At 63.4% G+C, this 15516-nt stretch carries 14 protein-coding genes; 10 read left to right on the top strand and 4 right to left on the bottom strand.

Features of this window, described 5'->3' with window-relative positions; all coding sequences use genetic code 11:
- Positions 1–5 precede the first annotated feature (5 nt).
- From ACR6A7_RS19330 to katG, 5 genes are all read left to right on the top strand, one after another.
- Complete coding sequence (locus ACR6A7_RS19330; RefSeq protein ID WP_434126897.1) at positions 6–1238, top strand: pyridoxal-phosphate-dependent aminotransferase family protein; 1233 nt, start codon at positions 6–8, stop codon at positions 1236–1238.
- Complete coding sequence (gene hpxK / locus ACR6A7_RS19325) at positions 1235–2494, top strand: allantoate amidohydrolase (RefSeq protein WP_434126896.1); 1260 nt, start codon at positions 1235–1237, stop codon at positions 2492–2494. The genes ACR6A7_RS19330 and hpxK overlap by 4 nt, the downstream gene beginning before the upstream one ends.
- On the top strand, positions 2491–2985 hold the full coding sequence (gene uraD, locus ACR6A7_RS19320) for a 2-oxo-4-hydroxy-4-carboxy-5-ureidoimidazoline decarboxylase (RefSeq protein ID WP_434126895.1): 495 nt from the start codon (positions 2491–2493) through the stop codon (positions 2983–2985). The genes hpxK and uraD overlap by 4 nt, the downstream gene beginning before the upstream one ends.
- The gene (gene uraH, locus ACR6A7_RS19315) at positions 2982–3317 is read left to right on the top strand and encodes a hydroxyisourate hydrolase (RefSeq protein ID WP_434126894.1); all 336 of its coding nucleotides are present in this window, start codon (positions 2982–2984) and stop codon (positions 3315–3317) included. The genes uraD and uraH overlap by 4 nt, the downstream gene beginning before the upstream one ends.
- Positions 3318–3423: 106 nt before the next feature.
- Positions 3424–5682, top strand: coding sequence for a catalase/peroxidase HPI (katG, locus tag ACR6A7_RS19310; RefSeq protein WP_434126893.1), 2259 nt, complete (start codon positions 3424–3426; stop codon positions 5680–5682).
- Between the two features lie 83 nt (positions 5683–5765).
- Here katG and ACR6A7_RS19305 read toward each other — a convergent pair whose 3' ends face one another.
- The gene (locus ACR6A7_RS19305) at positions 5766–6536 is read right to left on the bottom strand and encodes an amidohydrolase (protein ID WP_434126892.1); all 771 of its coding nucleotides are present in this window, start codon (positions 6534–6536) and stop codon (positions 5766–5768) included.
- Positions 6524–7684 (bottom strand): pyridoxal phosphate-dependent aminotransferase, encoded by a 1161-nt coding sequence (locus ACR6A7_RS19300; protein ID WP_434126891.1) that lies wholly within the window; start codon positions 7682–7684, stop codon positions 6524–6526. Before ACR6A7_RS19300 ends, ACR6A7_RS19305 begins: the two co-directional genes overlap by 13 nt.
- Before the next feature lie 132 nt (positions 7685–7816).
- Here ACR6A7_RS19300 and ACR6A7_RS19295 point away from each other — a divergent pair, with 132 nt between their 5' ends.
- The 3 genes from ACR6A7_RS19295 to ACR6A7_RS19285 are packed head-to-tail and all read left to right on the top strand — an operon-like array spanning position 7817 to position 9644.
- Positions 7817–8431, top strand: a complete 615-nt coding sequence (locus ACR6A7_RS19295; RefSeq protein WP_434126890.1) for a methylthioribulose 1-phosphate dehydratase — start codon at positions 7817–7819, stop codon at positions 8429–8431.
- Complete coding sequence (gene mtnC, locus ACR6A7_RS19290; RefSeq protein WP_434126889.1) at positions 8428–9105, top strand: acireductone synthase; 678 nt, start codon at positions 8428–8430, stop codon at positions 9103–9105. Before ACR6A7_RS19295 ends, mtnC begins: the two co-directional genes overlap by 4 nt.
- Positions 9102–9644 carry a 1,2-dihydroxy-3-keto-5-methylthiopentene dioxygenase gene (locus ACR6A7_RS19285; RefSeq protein WP_048781551.1) on the top strand — a complete coding sequence of 181 codons (543 nt, stop codon included), beginning with the start codon at positions 9102–9104 and terminating at the stop codon, positions 9642–9644. The genes mtnC and ACR6A7_RS19285 overlap by 4 nt, the downstream gene beginning before the upstream one ends.
- Before the next feature lie 32 nt (positions 9645–9676).
- Here ACR6A7_RS19285 and mtnA read toward each other — a convergent pair whose 3' ends face one another.
- Complete coding sequence (gene mtnA, locus ACR6A7_RS19280) at positions 9677–10696, bottom strand: S-methyl-5-thioribose-1-phosphate isomerase (protein ID WP_434126888.1); 1020 nt, start codon at positions 10694–10696, stop codon at positions 9677–9679.
- Between the two features lie 131 nt (positions 10697–10827).
- On the opposite strand from mtnA, the gene mtnK reads away from it, so the two are divergent.
- On the top strand, positions 10828–12027 hold the full coding sequence (gene mtnK, locus ACR6A7_RS19275; protein WP_434126887.1) for an S-methyl-5-thioribose kinase: 1200 nt from the start codon (positions 10828–10830) through the stop codon (positions 12025–12027).
- 184 nt (positions 12028–12211) lie between these two features.
- Here the strand turns inward: mtnK and fadE are convergent, their stop codons facing one another.
- The gene (gene fadE, locus ACR6A7_RS19270; RefSeq protein WP_434126886.1) at positions 12212–14659 is read right to left on the bottom strand and encodes an acyl-CoA dehydrogenase FadE; all 2448 of its coding nucleotides are present in this window, start codon (positions 14657–14659) and stop codon (positions 12212–12214) included.
- A 224-nt stretch (positions 14660–14883) separates the two neighbouring features.
- Here fadE and lpcA point away from each other — a divergent pair, with 224 nt between their 5' ends.
- Positions 14884–15462: a D-sedoheptulose 7-phosphate isomerase gene (gene lpcA, locus ACR6A7_RS19265; protein ID WP_434126885.1), complete on the top strand. Its 579-nt coding sequence runs from the start codon at positions 14884–14886 to the stop codon at positions 15460–15462.
- Positions 15463–15516: the final 54 nt, after the last annotated feature.

Here is a 15516-nt window from a genome sequence, read left to right as displayed (position 1 = left end):
TCAACATGGAAAACCGCTATCCGCAAATCAATCCGCCGCAGCGCCTGCTGATGGGCCCCGGCCCGATCAACGCCGATCCGCGCGTGCTGCGCGCCATGTCGACCCAGCTGATCGGCCAGTACGATCCGGCGATGACCCACTATATGAATGAGGTGATGGAGCTCTATCGCGGCGTCTTCCGCACTGAAAACCGCTGGACGCTGCTGATCGACGGCACCTCGCGCGCCGGGATCGAGGCGATCCTGCTGTCAGCGATCCGCCCGGGCGATCGGGTGCTGGTGCCGGTCTTTGGCCGCTTTGGCCATCTGCTGTGCGAGATCGCCCGCCGCTGCCGCGCCGAGGTGCACACCATTGAGGTGCCCTGGGGCGAGGTGTTTACGCCGGACCAGGTGGAAGATGCGATTAAACGCGTCAGGCCGCGCCTGCTGCTGACGGTGCAGGGCGACACCTCGACCACCATGCTGCAGCCGCTGGCGGAGCTGGGCGCCATCTGCAAAAAATACGGCGTGCTCTTCTATACCGACGCCACCGCGTCGCTCGGCGGCAACGCGCTGGAAACCGACGCCTGGGGGCTGGATGCGGTCTCGGCCGGGATGCAGAAATGCCTCGGCGGCCCCTCCGGCACCTCGCCGATCACCTTGAGCGCGCAGATGGAGGAGGCGATCCGCCGCCGCAAATGCATCGAAGAGGGGATCCGCACCGCCGCGCACCAGGACGGCGATGAAGAGATGATCTACTCAAACTATTTCGATCTCGGCATGATCATGGATTACTGGGGGCCAGAGCGTCTTAACCACCATACCGAAGCGACCACCGCGCTGTTCGGCGCGCGCGAGTGCGCGCGGCTGATCCTGCAGGAAGGGCTGGACAAAGGCATTGCGCGCCACAAGCTGCACGGCGACGCGCTGCTGAAAGGCATTCAGGGCATGGGACTGGAAACCTTCGGCGATTTGCAGCACAAGATGAACAACGTGCTCGGCGTGGTGATTCCGCAGGGCGTTAACGGCGACCAGGTGCGTCAGCTGATGCTGGAGGATTTCGGCATCGAAATCGGTACCTCGTTCGGCCCACTGCACGGCAAGGTATGGCGCATCGGCACCATGGGCTTCAACGCGCGCAAAGATTGCGTGATGACCACGCTGGCGGCGCTGGAGGCGGTGCTGACGCACGTCGGCTTCCGCGCGACCCAGGGCGCGGCGATGCAGGCGGCGTGGGACCACTACGGGAGCTGCGCATGATGATGAACGCCGCTGAGGCGCAGCTGGCCGCCGAACGCGTTATGGCGCGCTGCGACGCGCTGGCGGCAATTAGCGAATCGCCCGATCAGCTGACGCGCGTCTACCTCTCGCCAGAGCATCTGCGCGCCAACGCGCAGGTCGGCGAGTGGATGGCGCAGGCGGGCATGCGCGTCTGGCAGGATGAGGTTGGCAATATCTGCGGCCGCTACGAAGGGGCGAGCGACGGCGCGCCCGCGCTGCTGCTCGGCTCCCATCTCGATACGGTGCGCAACGCTGGCCGCTACGACGGCATGCTCGGCGTGCTGACCGCGATTGAGACCGTGCAGTGGCTGCACCAGCAGCGGCAGCGCCTGCCGCTGGCGATTGAGATCGTCGGCTTCGGCGACGAAGAAGGCACGCGCTTCGGCATTACGCTGCTCGGCAGCCGGGGCATCACGGGAAGCTGGCCGGATAGCTGGCCCACCCATCCAGACGGCAACGGTATAACCGTCGCCCAGGCAATGGCGGACGTGGGGCTGGACGCCGAGGCGATTCCGCGCGCCGCTCGCGATCTGCAGGATATTGTCGCCTATCTCGAACTGCATATTGAACAGGGCCCCTGCCTGGAGCAGGAGGGACTGGCGCTGGGCGTGGTCACCGCCATCAACGGCGCTCGCCGCCTTCGCTGCCGCTTTACCGGCGAGGCGGGCCACGCGGGCACGGTGCCGATGGTCCACCGCAAAGATGCGCTGGCGGCGGCGGCAGAGTGGATGGTGTTTATCGAGGCGACCACGCGCGAGCAGGATCCGCAGCTGGTAGCGACGGTTGGCACCCTGAGCTGCGCGCCCGGCGCGGTCAACGTCATTCCCGGCGAGGTCACGCTGTCGCTCGACGTGCGCGGCCCGCAGGATCTGCCGCTGGAGCGGCTGCTGTCGAGCCTGCTGACGCAGGCCGAAGCGATCGCGCTGCGACGTGGGCTACGCTTTGAGGCGGAGGAGTATTACCGCATCAGCGCCACCGCCTGCGACAGCGCGCTGCAGCAGGCGCTGAGCAGCGCCGTCGAGACGGTGCAGGGCCGCACGCTGTCGCTGCCGAGCGGCGCGGGCCATGACGCTATCGCCATCGCCGAGCGCTGGCCGGTCGGTATGCTGTTTGTGCGTAACGAACGTGGCATCAGCCACCATCCGGCGGAAGCGGTCATAAGCGAGGACGTGGCGCTGGCGGTGCGCGCTTACCTGCAGGCGGTGTGCCAGCTGGCGCAGCGGGGCGCGCCATGAATCTTGCCACCTTCAACGCGCTGCCGGACGCGGCGGCACAGGCCGCGCTCGCCCACTGCGTGGCGATCCCGCGCTGGCGGCAGGCGCTGGCGGCCGCGCGGCCATTCTCCTCTGTCGCAGCCTTGCTGGCAGAGGCGGAGCGGCTGGCGCAGACGTGGAACCGCGACGATCTTGAGCAGGCGCTGGCCGCCCATCCGCGCATCGGTGAACGCGCCGGCGGCGTGGACAAAGAGGCGGCGCTGTCGCGGCAGGAGCAGGCCGCGATGAGCGATGCCGATGCAGCGCTAAAGCGGGCGATGCAGGCGGGTAATCAGGCCTATGAAGCGCGCTTTGGCCGCCTCTTTTTAATCCGCGCCAAAGGACGCAGCGGTGAAGAGATGCTGGCGCAGCTTCAGCGCCGCCTGACGAATGACGACCTCACCGAAGCGCGCGAAGCGCTGGAACAGCTACGGGAGATCACCCTGTTGCGTCTGAAGGAGAGCCTGATATGAGCACCATCACCACCCATATTCTCGACACCGCGCTGGGCAAACCGGCGGTCGGCGTCGCTATCTCCCTTGAGCAGAACAGCCCTGAGGGCTGGCTGCCGGTTGCCGACGGCGAGACGGACAGCGACGGCCGCATCGGTGACTTAACGCCGGAGCCGCTAACGCCGGGCCACTATCGCCTGACCGCCGAGATTGGCGACTATTTTGCAGCAGACGGACGCGATGCGCTCTATGTCTCCGCGCAGATCGACTTCGTTATCCCCGAGGCGGGAAGCCATTTCCATCTGCCTTTTTTAATTTCGCCCTGGTCGTGGTCTACCTATCGTGGAAGCTGATTTTGAAAGCCTGCGGCTATCGAAACCGTCGGCTTAGCCAAATGGTGTTTACGCAAGCGTAACGCTATCGTAGCCGAGTAACCAAAAGCCAACGGAGCCGATGATAATGAGCATGTCCGAAGATAATAATAACGCCGCAGGTAAATGCCCTTTTCCTCATGGCGCATCGCAAGAAAAAAACCAGAATGAGAGCGGCGCCGACGCCGGTAAATGCCCGTTTAACCATGGCGCCTCTGAAGAGAAGAGCGTGCTGGCGCGCGGCGCCGGCAGCGGCACCACCAACCGCGACTGGTGGCCCAACATGCTGCGCGTCGACCTGCTGAACCAGCACTCCAGCCGTTCCAACCCTCTTAGCGACGACTTCAACTACCGCGACGAATTCAGCAAGCTCGACTATTCGGCGCTGAAAGCGGATATCCGCGCGCTGCTCACCGATTCGCAATCCTGGTGGCCAGCCGACTGGGGCAGCTATATCGGCCTGTTTATCCGTATGGCGTGGCACAGCGCGGGCACCTATCGCACCATCGACGGTCGCGGTGGCTCCGGGCGCGGGCAGCAGCGTTTCGCGCCGCTCAACTCCTGGCCGGACAACGTCAGCCTGGACAAAGCGCGTCGCCTGCTGTGGCCGGTGAAACAGAAATATGGGCAGAAAATTTCCTGGGCCGACCTCTATATCCTGGCGGGCAACGTTTCGCTGGAGAACGCGGGCTTCCGTACTTTCGGCTTCGGCGCCGGACGCGAAGACGTGTGGGAGCCGGATATGGATGTGGACTGGGGCCACGAAACCGAGTGGCTGGCGCACCGCCATCCGGAAAGCCTCGCCAGTGCGCCGCTCGGCGCGACGGAAATGGGCCTGATCTACGTTAACCCGGAAGGCCCGGAAGCGAGCGGCAACCCGGCCTCGGCCGCGCCAGCCATTCGCGCCACCTTCGGCAATATGGGCATGAACGATGAAGAGATCGTGGCGCTGATCGCCGGCGGCCATACGCTGGGCAAAACCCACGGCGCGGGCGCCGCCAGCCACCTCGACGTTGACCCGGAAGCCTCGCCGATTGAAGCCCAGGGCTTCGGCTGGCGCAGCAGCTACGGCAGCGGCGCGGGCGCAGACGCCATCACCTCCGGTCTGGAAGTGGTCTGGACGCAAACCCCAACCCAGTGGAGCAACTACTTCTTCGAGAACCTGTTCAAATATGAGTGGGTGCAGACGAAGAGCCCGGCGGGGGCCATCCAGTTTGAAGCCAGCAACGCCGACGCAATTATTCCCGATCCCTTCGATCCGGAGAAAAAGCGCAAGCCGACCATGCTGGTCACTGACCTGACGCTGCGCTTCGATCCCGAGTTTGAAAAGATCTCCCGTCGCTTCCTCAACGATCCGCAGGCGTTTAACGAAGCCTTCGCCCGCGCCTGGTTCAAGCTGACCCACCGCGATATGGGGCCGAAAGCGCGCTACCTGGGGCCGGAAGTGCCGAAGGAAGATCTGCTGTGGCAGGATCCGCTGCCGGCGGCGATCCATCAGCCGGACGCCAGCGACATCAGCGAGCTGAAAGCGAAGATCGCGGCCTCTGGGCTGAGCGTGAGCCAGCTGGTTTCCGCGGCCTGGGCATCCGCCTCGACCTTCCGCGGCGGCGACAAGCGCGGCGGGGCGAACGGCGCACGTCTGGCGCTGGCGCCGCAGAACCAGTGGGCGGTTAACGCCAGCGTGATCCGCGACGTGCTGCCGGTATTGCAGCAGATTCAGCAGGCGTCGGGCAAAGCGTCGCTGGCGGACGTCATTGTGCTGGCGGGCAACGTCGGCATCGAAATGGCCGCGGCGGCGGCGGGCGTGGCGGTGCAGGTGCCCTTTACGCCGGGCCGCGTCGATGCGCGTCAGGACCAGACCGATGTCGAATCCTTCGATCTTCTGCAGCCGCTGGCCGACGGTTTCCGCAACTATCGCCGCGTGCAGGGTGGGTCGTCGACCGAAACGCTGCTGCTGGATAAAGCGCAGCAGCTCACGCTGAGCGCGCCGGAGCTGACGGTGCTGCTGGGCGGCCTGCGCGTGCTGGGCACCAACTTCGACGGCAGCGATCGTGGTCTCTTTACCGATCGCCCTGGCGTGCTGAGCACCGATTTCTTCGTTAATCTGCTGGATATGCGCACCGCATGGCGCGCTACCGATGAGAGCGAGGAGCTGTTCGAAGGGCGCGACCGTCAGAGTGGGGAAGTGAAATATCATGCGACCCGCGCCGATCTGGTCTTTGGCTCAAACGCCATCCTGCGCGCGCTGGCGGAAGTCTACGCCAGCAGCGATGCGCACCAGAAATTCGTGACCGACTTCGTGGCGGCCTGGACTAAGGTAATGAACCTGGACCGCTTCGATATCTGATCGCGCGACGCGTAAAAACGAGAAAGCCGCAGCGTAACCGCTGCGGCTTTTTTTTGGCTCGCGTTGATGCGACCGCAGGCGCGCTACGACAGCGTAAAGCTATCGGCGTCGCGCCAGGCCGGAAAGCGCTCGCGATAGGCGGTCAGCGCCTCCCGCGACAGCGTGGCGTCAAGCCGCGCCTGGGCAAACGGCTCCGCTTCGCTGAGGATCTCGCCCTGCGGCGAAATAATCCGGCTGTCGCCGCTGTAGTGATGCTGGTTGCCGTCGCTGCCGACGCGGTTGCAGCCTGCGACGTAGGCCTGATTCTCGATGGCGCGCGCCAGCAGCAGCGCCTGCCAGTGCAGGGCGCGCGGCGCCGGCCAGTTTGCCACATAGAGCGCCAGGTCGTAGTCGTCGCGGTTGCGGGAGAAGACCGGAAAGCGCAGGTCGTAACAGATCTGCGGCAGAATGCGCCAGCCGCGCCATTCCAGCACCGCGCGCGTCTCGCCCGGCAGATAGTGGTGATGCTCGTCCGCCATGCGGAACAGATGACGCTTGTCGTACTGGTGCAGCGTGCCGTCTGGCTCCACCAGCAGAAAGCGATTTACCGCGCCTTTTTCCGTCTGAATCGCCGCGCTGCCCCCCACCAGCGCGTCGCTCGCCGCGGCGTGTTTGCGCAGCCAGTCGACCACCTGCGCCTGCGGCAGCGAACGCTGCGCCGCCTCCATCGCGAAGCCGGTGGTGAACATCTCGGGCAGCAGAATCAGATCGCGGCCCGTCACCCCCTCAAGCACGGCGTCGAAATGGCGCAGGTTTGCTTCGCCATCCATCCAGTGCAGGGTTTCCTGCAAAACGGTAATGTTTAAATCTGACATAAGCGCTCCGCGGCGGCGTCAAGCGTCGCTTCCTGTTTGGCGAAGCAGAGGCGGATCAGCCTGTGCGGGAACGGGTCGGCGCAGAACACCGACAGCGGAATCGCCGCCACGCCCACCTCTTTGGTGAGCCACTGGCAGAAGCTGACGTCGTCGAGATCGGAGATGGCACTGTAGTCCGCCAGCAGAAAATAGGTGCCTTCGCACGGCAGCACCCTAAAGCGGCTCTTCTCCAGTGCCTGCGCCAGACGGTCGCGGCGCGCGCGGTAAAACGCGGACAGCTCGCGGTAGTGGGCGGGTTCGTGGCGCAGCATATCGGCGATCGCCAGCTGGGCGGGCGTATTCACCGCGAAGGTCAGATACTGATGCACCTTGCGGATCTCCGCGCTGATGGCGGCGGGCGCGACGCTGTAGCCGACCTTCCAGCCGGTCATATGAAAGGTCTTGCCGAAAGAGGAGACGGCGATGGCGCGCTCGCGCAGCTGCGGATGCGCCAGCACGCTGGCGTGGCCCGCCTCGTCGAAGCAGATATGCTCGTAAACTTCGTCGCTCAGCACGTAAATTTCCCGATCGGCGATCGCCTGCCAGAGCGCCGCAAAATCCGCTTTACGCCAGACGGTAGCGGAAGGATTGTGCGGCGTATTGAGGATCACCAGGCGGGTTTTGCTGGAAAGCCGCGCGGCGAACGCCGTCCAGTCGACGCGAAAGCCCGGCGGCTGCAGCGCGATGCGTTTTAGCACGCCGCCCGACAGTTCGACGGCGGGCGCATAGCTGTCGTAGCTTGGGTCAAAGCAGATCACCTCGTCGCCCGGGCGCACCAGCGCGGTGATCGCCGCATAGAGCGCTTCGGTCGCGCCGGCGGTCACGGTGATATCGCTGTTGACGTCGGGGCGGTAGCCATACAGCTCAGCGGTTTTCTCGGCGATCGCCTCACGCAGCGGCAGCGCGCCGGTCATCGGCGCATACTGGTTGGCGCCCTCGCGGACGTGATGCGCCAGGCGCGCCTGCAGATAGCGCGGGCCGTCAAAGTCGGGGAAGCCCTGCGAAAGGTTGATGGCGTTATGCTGCTGCGCCAGCGCGCTCATCTGGGTAAAGATGGTGGTGCCGAGAGCAGGAAGTTTACTCTCCGGCGTCAGGTTGGGCTGCGTCATGGTTAATGGCCTTAAGCGCGAATGTCATTGCGGAGTAACCCTGTGTTGAAGCCACTATAAACAGGATGTTAGTATTTGGCAATCGAGACGCTTAGACGTCTAAAACCTACCTTACAGGATGCCTGATACGCTATGTCTGAACTCTCTCCGCTCGACCAGCTGGTGGCCGCCTGCCACTGGATTGGCGCCAAAGGCTGGGCGCCCGCCACCGGCGGCAATATGTCAGTGCGCGAAGATGCCCGCTTCTGCCTGCTCAGCGAGTCGGGCAAGGATAAAGGCAGCCTGACGCGCGACGACTTTATCCAGGTGGAGATCGCCACCAGCCGCGCACCGTCCGGGCGCAGGCCGTCAGCGGAAACCGGATTGCATACCCTGATCTACCGGCTCTTCCCTGAGGCGGGCGCCGTGCTGCATACCCATACGGTGAACGCGACAGTGCTGTCGCGCGTCGAAAAAGGCGCTGAGCTGCGTCTCGAAGGCTATGAGATGCAGAAATCGCTGGCAGGGCAGAACACGCACCTTGCATGCGTAGCGATCCCGCTGTTTGATAACGATCAGGATATCGACGCGCTGGCGCGGCGCATTGAGGCGCACGCCCGCAATCACCCGCTGCGCTACGGCTTTCTGCTGCGCGGCCACGGCTTAACCTGCTGGGGCCAGGACGTGAATGAAGCGCGTCGTCATCTGGAAGGTCTGGAGTTTTTATTTGAATGTGAACGCCAACGTCGCCTGCTGGAGGCTCCATGATCCGCGCCATTGTTACTGATATAGAAGGCACCACCAGCGATATTCGCTTCGTGCATGATGTGCTCTTTCCTTACGCGCATGAACATCTCGCCGCCTTTATCCGTGCGCAGCATGCGCAACCTGACGTCAGCGCCGCGCTCGACGCGGTGCGCGCCGAAGCGGGCCAGCCGGAAGCCGACCTTGAGGCGCTCACCGCTATCCTGCTGGGCTTTATGGATGAGGATCGCAAATCCACCGGGCTAAAAGCGCTGCAGGGGATGATCTGGCGCGACGGCTATGTGAACGGCAGTTTTACCGGCCATCTCTATCCCGATGTGGTGCCGACGCTGCGCGCCTGGCGGGAGCAGGGCCTTGCGCTCTACGTCTATTCTTCCGGCTCGGTTGCGGCGCAAAAACTGTTATTTGGCTACAGTGATGAAGGCGATATTACCGATCTGTTTAGCGGCTATTTCGACACGCGCGTTGGCGCCAAGCGAGAGGTCGCCTCCTACCGCACTATCGCTGAACAAACCGGCCTGCCCGCTGAGCAGCTGCTGTTCCTCTCCGACATTCGTCAGGAGCTGGATGCGGCAGCGGAAGCCGGATGGAATACCGTGCAGTTAATTCGCGGCCCCGCAGACAGCGAAAGCCGCCATCATCAGGTGAACACCTTTTCGGGAGTCGTTTTAGCATGAGCGCATTGACCATTTTTACCGATACCGAAGCCACGCTGCCGGTGTGGCACAGTACCGATGCGGAGATGATCCGCGAACGGCTGAATGCAAAGAATGTGCGCTTCGAGCGCTGGGCGGCGGATCGCGATTTAGGCGATAACCCCCAACCCGCCGACGTCATTGAAGCCTATCAGCACGCTATCGATCGGCTGGTGGCGGAGAAAGGCTATCAGAGCTGGGATGTGATCAGCATGCGCGCCGACAACCCGCAAAAAGAGACGCTGCGTCAGAAGTTTCTCTCTGAGCACACCCACGGCGAAGATGAGGTGCGCTTCTTCGTCGAGGGCGCGGGCCTTTTTTGCCTGCATCTCGATGGGCAGGTCTACCAGATTCTGTGTGAAAAGAACGATTTGATCTCAGTACCGGCGGGCACGCCGCACTGGTTCGATATGGGCTCCTCGCCCAACTTCACCGCTATCCGCATTTTCGATAATCAGGAAGGCTGGGTGGCGCACTTTACCGGCGACGCCATCGCCGACGCCTATCCGCGCCTGCCTTAATCAGGCCAGCCGGGCGCGCTCAGCGCGCCCGGTCAGGGCTGAAAAATCCCCGTCGCAACCGCCTCCGGCGTCACCACGCCGGTGTCCAGCACCCAGCCGCTAATCAGCGCCGCAGGCGTCACGTCGAACGCCGGGTTAAAGACGTTTGCCGCTTCCGGCGCCCACTGCACGCTGCCGAAGCTGCCCGCCGCGCCGGTCACTTCGCTGGCGGCGCGCTGCTCGATAGGAATGTCGCGGCCGCTGACGCACTGGCGATCCAGCGTGGTATGCGGTGCGGCAACGTAGAAGGGGATTTGATGGTACTGCGCCAGCACCGCCAGGCTGTAGGTGCCGATTTTGTTCGCCACGTCGCCGTTGGCCGCGATGCGGTCCGCGCCGACCCAGACGGCGTCGACCTGGGCGCTCGCCATCAGGCTGGCCGCCATTGAATCGGTGATCAGCTGAAAAGGGATCGCCAGCTCGCCCAGCTCCCAGGCGGTAAGGCGCCCACCCTGCAGCAGCGGGCGCGTTTCACCCACCCAGACGTTCGCTACCTTGCCCTGCTGATGCGCGCGGGCAATCACACCCAGCGCCGTGCCGACGCCCGCCGTTGCCAGCCCGCCGGTGTTACAGTGCGTCAGCAGGCGGCTGTTTGGCTTCACCAGCGCGCTGCCCGCCTCGGCGATGTTGTCGCATAGCTGGCGATCCTCCTCGACCAGGCGCAGCGCTTCCTGGCTCAGTGCGGCGGCAAAATCTGGCTGCGCCAGCGCCAGCTTCATGCGATCGAGATTATTCATCAGGTTGACTGCCGTAGGACGCGCGGCGCGCAGCACCTCCAGCGCCTGCGCCAGCGCGTCGCGGCTTACGCCCGCCTCAGCCAGCAGCGCCAGCAGCAGCGAGGCGGAGAGGCCGATCAGCGGCGCGCCGCGCACGCGCAGGGCGTGAATATGGTCGACCAGCTGCGCCACGTCGTGCGCTGGCAGCCAGTTTTTTTGCTGCGGCAGCGCCTGCTGATCGAGGATCCAGAGCTGACTGTCACGAACCTGTAAGCTGGTGGTGCGGAGTGTTTGCATTGTCTGTGAAATCCCTGTTGCGTTGTTATCGCGTATTGTGCCAACATGCGGAACGGATGTATAGACGTCTGAACGGCTTATTATGCTGCCCTGGCGGGATTTCGTTTCAGTTTGGTATAAGAGGAAAGGCAATGTCGCAATACCGTACCTTCACCGCGGCGGATGCCGTTGAGTATGCCCGGCAGTTTGGCGGCGTAAACGATCCCGCTTCGCTGGTCGAGGCGGAAGAGATTGGCGATGGCAACCTTAACCTGGTCTTCAAAATTTTCGACCGTCAGGGCAACAGCCGGGTTATCGTTAAACAGGCGCTGCCTTACGTGCGCTGCGTCGGCGAATCCTGGCCGCTGACGCTGGACCGCGCGCGGCTGGAAGCGCAAACCCTGATCGAGCACTATAAACATTGCCCCCAGCACACCGTGAGGGTGACGCACTATGACGAGACGCTGGCGGTGATGGTGATGGAGGATCTCTCCAGCCACCGCATCTGGCGCAGCGAGCTGGTGAAGGGCGCTTTCTACCCGCAGGCGGCGGCGCAGCTGGGCGAATATCTGGCGCAGACGCTGTTTCACACCTCCGATTTCGTGCTGCATCCTCATCAGAAAAAAGCCGCAGTGGCGCGCTTTATCAATCCAGAGATGTGCGAGATTACCGAAGATCTTTTCTTCAACGATCCCTACACCGATCACGAGCGCAACAGCTACCCGCTGGCGCTGGAGCCGCTGGTCGCCAGCCTGCGCGACGATGAGGCGTTACGCATCGCCGTTGCCGGCTTGAAGCATCGCTTTTTCGCCCATGCCGAAGCGCTGCTGCACGGCGATATTCACAGCGGCTCGATTTTCGTTGCCGACAACAGCCTGAAGGCGATCGACGCAGAGTTCGGCTATTTTGGCCCGATCGGCTTTGACGTCGGCACGGCGCTGGGCAATCTGCTGATCAACTACTGCGGCCTGCCGGGGCTGCTGGCCCCGCGCGAGGCGGCGGAAGGGCGCGAGCTGCGTCTTAACGACGTGCGCGAGGTGTGGAACAGTTTCGCCGCGCGCTTTCTGGCGCTGGCGCAGGAGAAAACAGCGGACGTGGCGCTGGCTTATCCGGGCTATGCGCAGGCGTTTCTGCGCAAGGTGTGGGCCGATACCATTGGCTACTGCGGCACCGAGCTGATTCGCCGCACCGTCGGCATGTCCCACGTGGCGGATATGAAGCTGATTAAGGATGAGGCGATGCGCACCGAGTGTATTCGCAGCTGCATTACGCTGGGGCGGACGCTGATTCTGGCGGCGGATCACATCGAGGACGCCGAGGCGCTGATCGCGCGTATTCGGCAGGCGGGGTAAGGGCGGCAGGCCGCACGTTAGTTTAGGCGCGGGTGGCAAGGCTCGAAGAGCAAAGCGTCCCACGCCAGGGATGGCGTGGGCCGAGCGAGCAGGGATGCCTTGAGCGACTTTGCGATCGAGCGTTGCCACCCGCGCATGCTCCATGCCTCATGCTCTTTCCACGCCAGCCTTACTGTTATTACTGTTACGCCGCCTCGCTCTCCCGCGCCGCCTTCATCGTCGGCTGCTTCACCGGCACCGCCAGCGCATCCGCTTCAAACTCATCGACGTTAATGGCGCGCAGACGGCTCGCCTCGGCGCGCGTCAGCACCTCGGCCTCGGCGGCGTCAATCCAGCCCGCTTTTAATGCCCGCTGCGCCAGCGCGTCCAGCCGGGTAAACGAGAAGTGCTCTTTCTGCTGCTTGCACAGACGATCGTGGATCACTTCCGCCGCCATCACCTCCTGCAACGCCTGCTCAAGCTGACCGGCTGGGTTATGCTCGCTCGGCGTCAGATACTGGCCGCGTCCCAGCCTTGTGCGCGTGGCGGAAGGCAGCTGCAGCAGCTTCGCCAGCTTATGATCGAGACGATCGCTCGGCGCCGGGCAGTGCTTGCCGCCAGCGAAAATCATCATGCGCAGCGCGCCAGCCACCAGTGGGTTGGGGAAGTTGCGCAGCAGATCCTCTATCGCCTGCTCAGCCTGATGCAGCGCATCCTGCACGCCCCAGTGCAGCAGCGGCAGATCGGCCTCGTGACGTCCCTCGTCGTCATAGCGTTTCAGCGTGGCAGAGGCGAGGTAGAGCTGGCTCAGCACATCGCCCAGTCGCGCTGAAATACGCTCGCGTCGCTTCAGGCTGCCGCCGAGCACCGCCATCGACACGTCCGCCAGCAGCGCCAGGTTAGCGCTGAGACGGTTAAGGTGTTGGTAGTAGCGGCGCGTGGCGTCGCGCGTCGGCGTGGCGCTGCCGCGTCCGGCCGTCAGGCCGAGCCACAGGCTGCGCACGGCGTTGCTGCCGACATAGCCGATATGGCTGAACAGCGCGGCGTCGAAGGCATTCAGATCCTGACTGGCCGCCGCCGCCATCTCTTTCAGCACGTACGGATGGCAGCGGATAGCGCCCTGACCGAAAATAATCATGCTGCGCGTCAGGATATTAGCGCCTTCAACCGTAATGGCGATAGGCGCGCCCTGATAGGCGCGGGCGAGGAAGTTATTGTTGCCGAGCATAATGCCTTTGCCGCCCGCAATATCCATGGCGTCCATGATGGCGCGCTGGCCGCGGTGGGTGCAGTGGTACTTCACAATCGCCGACAGCACGGCCGGTTTTTCGCCCTGCATAATGCCGGTAGTGATCAGCGTCGCTGCGGCGTCCATCACGTAGGCGTTACCGGCAATACGCGCCAGCGGCTCTTCAATGCCTTCCATCTTGCCGATAGAGACCCTGAACTGGCGACGAATATGCGCATAGGCGCCGGTGGCGAGCGCCACGCTTTTCAGGCTGCCGGTGGAGTTCGAGGGCAGGGTAATGCCGCGTCCTACCGACAGGCACTCAACCAGCATCCGCCAGCCCTGACCGGCCATCTGCGGCCCGCCGATAATAAAATCGATCGGCACGAAAATAGCGTTGCCGCGCGTCGGGCCGTTCTGGAACGGCACGTTGAGCGGGAAGTGGCGCTTGCCGATCTCAACGCCCGGCGTGCTGGTAGGGATGAGCGCACAGGTAATGCCCAGCGATTCGGTATCGCCCAGCAGATGGTCAGGGTCGGAGAGCTTGAAGGCCAGCCCCAGCACGGTCGCCACCGGTGCCAGCGTAATGTAGCGCTTATTCCAGGTCAGGCGCATACCGAGCACCTGCTTGCCCTGCCACTCGCCCATGCAGACCACGCCGGTATCGGGGATGGCGCCGGCGTCGGAGCCCGCTTCCGGGCTGGTCAGCGCGAAGCAGGGGATCTCCTCGCCGCGCGCCAGACGCGGCAGATAGTGATCTTTCTGCTCGTCGGTGCCGTAATGCTGCAGCAGTTCGCCTGGGCCAAGCGAGTTAGGCACGCCGACGGTAATCGCCAGAATGCCGGAAACGCCCGCCAGCTTTTGCAGCACGCGTGCCTGCGCATAGGCGGAGAACTCGAGGCCGCCATACTCTTTCTTGATGATCATGGCGAAGAAACGCTGCTCTTTCAGATAGGCCCAGAGTTCCGGCGGCAGATCCGCCATCTCATGGGTGATGGCGAAGTCGTTCGCCATGCGGCACGCCTCTTCCACCGGGCCGTCGAGAAACGCCTGCTCGGCCGGCGTCAGGCGCGGCTGCGGATAGTTGTGCAGCTTCTGCCAGTCCGGCTTGCCCTGGAACAGGTCGCCTTCCCACCAGGTGGTCCCGGCGTCGATCGCCTCTTTTTCCGTGCGCGACATCGGCGGCATCACCTTCTGAAAGCGCTGCAGTATCGGCTTTGAAAACAGCGAACGGCGCATTGAGGGGAGGTTAAGCGGCAGCAGAAGGATCGCCAGCGGCAGCAGCAGCCAGGGCGTCCAGATGTGCGCCGCCGCCCAGGCGGCGGTCCACAAGAGTAAAATCGCGCTGCTCGCCGCCAGAGAAACGCGGTGATAAAACAGGGCGCTGATTAATACCAGCGTCGCGAGGATCGACACAACCATCATAATCACGGCTCCGTAAGTAGTAAGAGGTCTGACCTGTTATCTGTAGAGGTGTATGCCACCTGCGCCCAATTAGCAATTTGTTTACATCGCAATTACAACCTTACTCACAAAATCGACAAATCCGCTGCGGAGCGAAGGCGGGCTTTCGCGCGGTGCGCGCTTTGCGCCAACCCGCCATTCCGTTAAACTTGCAGAGTCACTCTTTTACTAACAAGGACATCCCTATGTACCAGGACATCATTCGCTCCGAGCTGAATGAAGCAGCGGACACGCTTAATACCTTCCTTAGCGACGAGGCGAATATTCACGCCATTCAGCGCGCGGCGGTGCTGCTGGCCGACAGCTTTAAGGCGGGCGGGAAAGTGCTCTCCTGCGGCAACGGCGGCTCGCACTGCGACGCGATGCACTTCGCCGAAGAGCTGACCGGACGCTACCGCGAGAACCGTCCGGGCTACCCGGCGATCGCCATCTCCGACGTCAGCCATCTCTCCTGCGTCAGCAACGATTTCGGCTACGACTACGTTTTCTCCCGCTATATCGAAGCGGTAGGCCGTCCGGGCGACGTGCTGCTGGGGCTGTCGACCTCTGGCAACTCCGCCAATATCATCAAGGCGATCGAGGCGGCGCGCGCGCAGGGCATGAAGGTCATCACCCTGACCGGCAAAGATGGCGGCAAAATGGCGGGCTCGGCGGACATCGACATTCGCGTGCCGCACTTTGGCTACGCCGACCGCATCCAGGAGATCCACATCAAAGTGATCCATATCCTGATGCTGCTGATCGAAAAAGAGATGGTGAAGTAAGGGTGCCGGCCGCCATCTTGCTGGCTGGCGGCTTTTCTGACTAAGGCGGTAGCT

The sequence above is a fragment of the Pantoea phyllosphaerae genome (assembly GCF_051025595.1).
In the GTDB taxonomy this organism is placed as follows: domain Bacteria; phylum Pseudomonadota; class Gammaproteobacteria; order Enterobacterales; family Enterobacteriaceae; genus Pantoea.
This window is presented reverse-complemented; position numbering and strand designations above follow the sequence as displayed.

Coding starts and splice junctions, on each gene's coding strand:
- fadE (WP_434126886.1), bottom strand. CDS start 14,659: ATGATGGTTGTGTCGATCCTCGCGACGCTGGTATTAATCAGCGCCCTG.
- mtnA (WP_434126888.1), bottom strand. CDS start 10,696: ATGCAAACACTCCGCACCACCAGCTTACAGGTTCGTGACAGTCAGCTC.
- mtnK (WP_434126887.1), top strand. CDS start 10,828: ATGTCGCAATACCGTACCTTCACCGCGGCGGATGCCGTTGAGTATGCC.
- uraH (WP_434126894.1), top strand. CDS start 2,982: ATGAGCACCATCACCACCCATATTCTCGACACCGCGCTGGGCAAACCG.
- uraD (WP_434126895.1), top strand. CDS start 2,491: ATGAATCTTGCCACCTTCAACGCGCTGCCGGACGCGGCGGCACAGGCC.
- ACR6A7_RS19295 (WP_434126890.1), top strand. CDS start 7,817: ATGTCTGAACTCTCTCCGCTCGACCAGCTGGTGGCCGCCTGCCACTGG.
- ACR6A7_RS19300 (WP_434126891.1), bottom strand. CDS start 7,684: ATGACGCAGCCCAACCTGACGCCGGAGAGTAAACTTCCTGCTCTCGGC.
- lpcA (WP_434126885.1), top strand. CDS start 14,884: ATGTACCAGGACATCATTCGCTCCGAGCTGAATGAAGCAGCGGACACG.
- hpxK (WP_434126896.1), top strand. CDS start 1,235: ATGATGATGAACGCCGCTGAGGCGCAGCTGGCCGCCGAACGCGTTATG.
- ACR6A7_RS19305 (WP_434126892.1), bottom strand. CDS start 6,536: ATGTCAGATTTAAACATTACCGTTTTGCAGGAAACCCTGCACTGGATG.
- ACR6A7_RS19285 (WP_048781551.1), top strand. CDS start 9,102: ATGAGCGCATTGACCATTTTTACCGATACCGAAGCCACGCTGCCGGTG.
- katG (WP_434126893.1), top strand. CDS start 3,424: ATGAGCATGTCCGAAGATAATAATAACGCCGCAGGTAAATGCCCTTTT.
- ACR6A7_RS19330 (WP_434126897.1), top strand. CDS start 6: ATGGAAAACCGCTATCCGCAAATCAATCCGCCGCAGCGCCTGCTGATG.
- mtnC (WP_434126889.1), top strand. CDS start 8,428: ATGATCCGCGCCATTGTTACTGATATAGAAGGCACCACCAGCGATATT.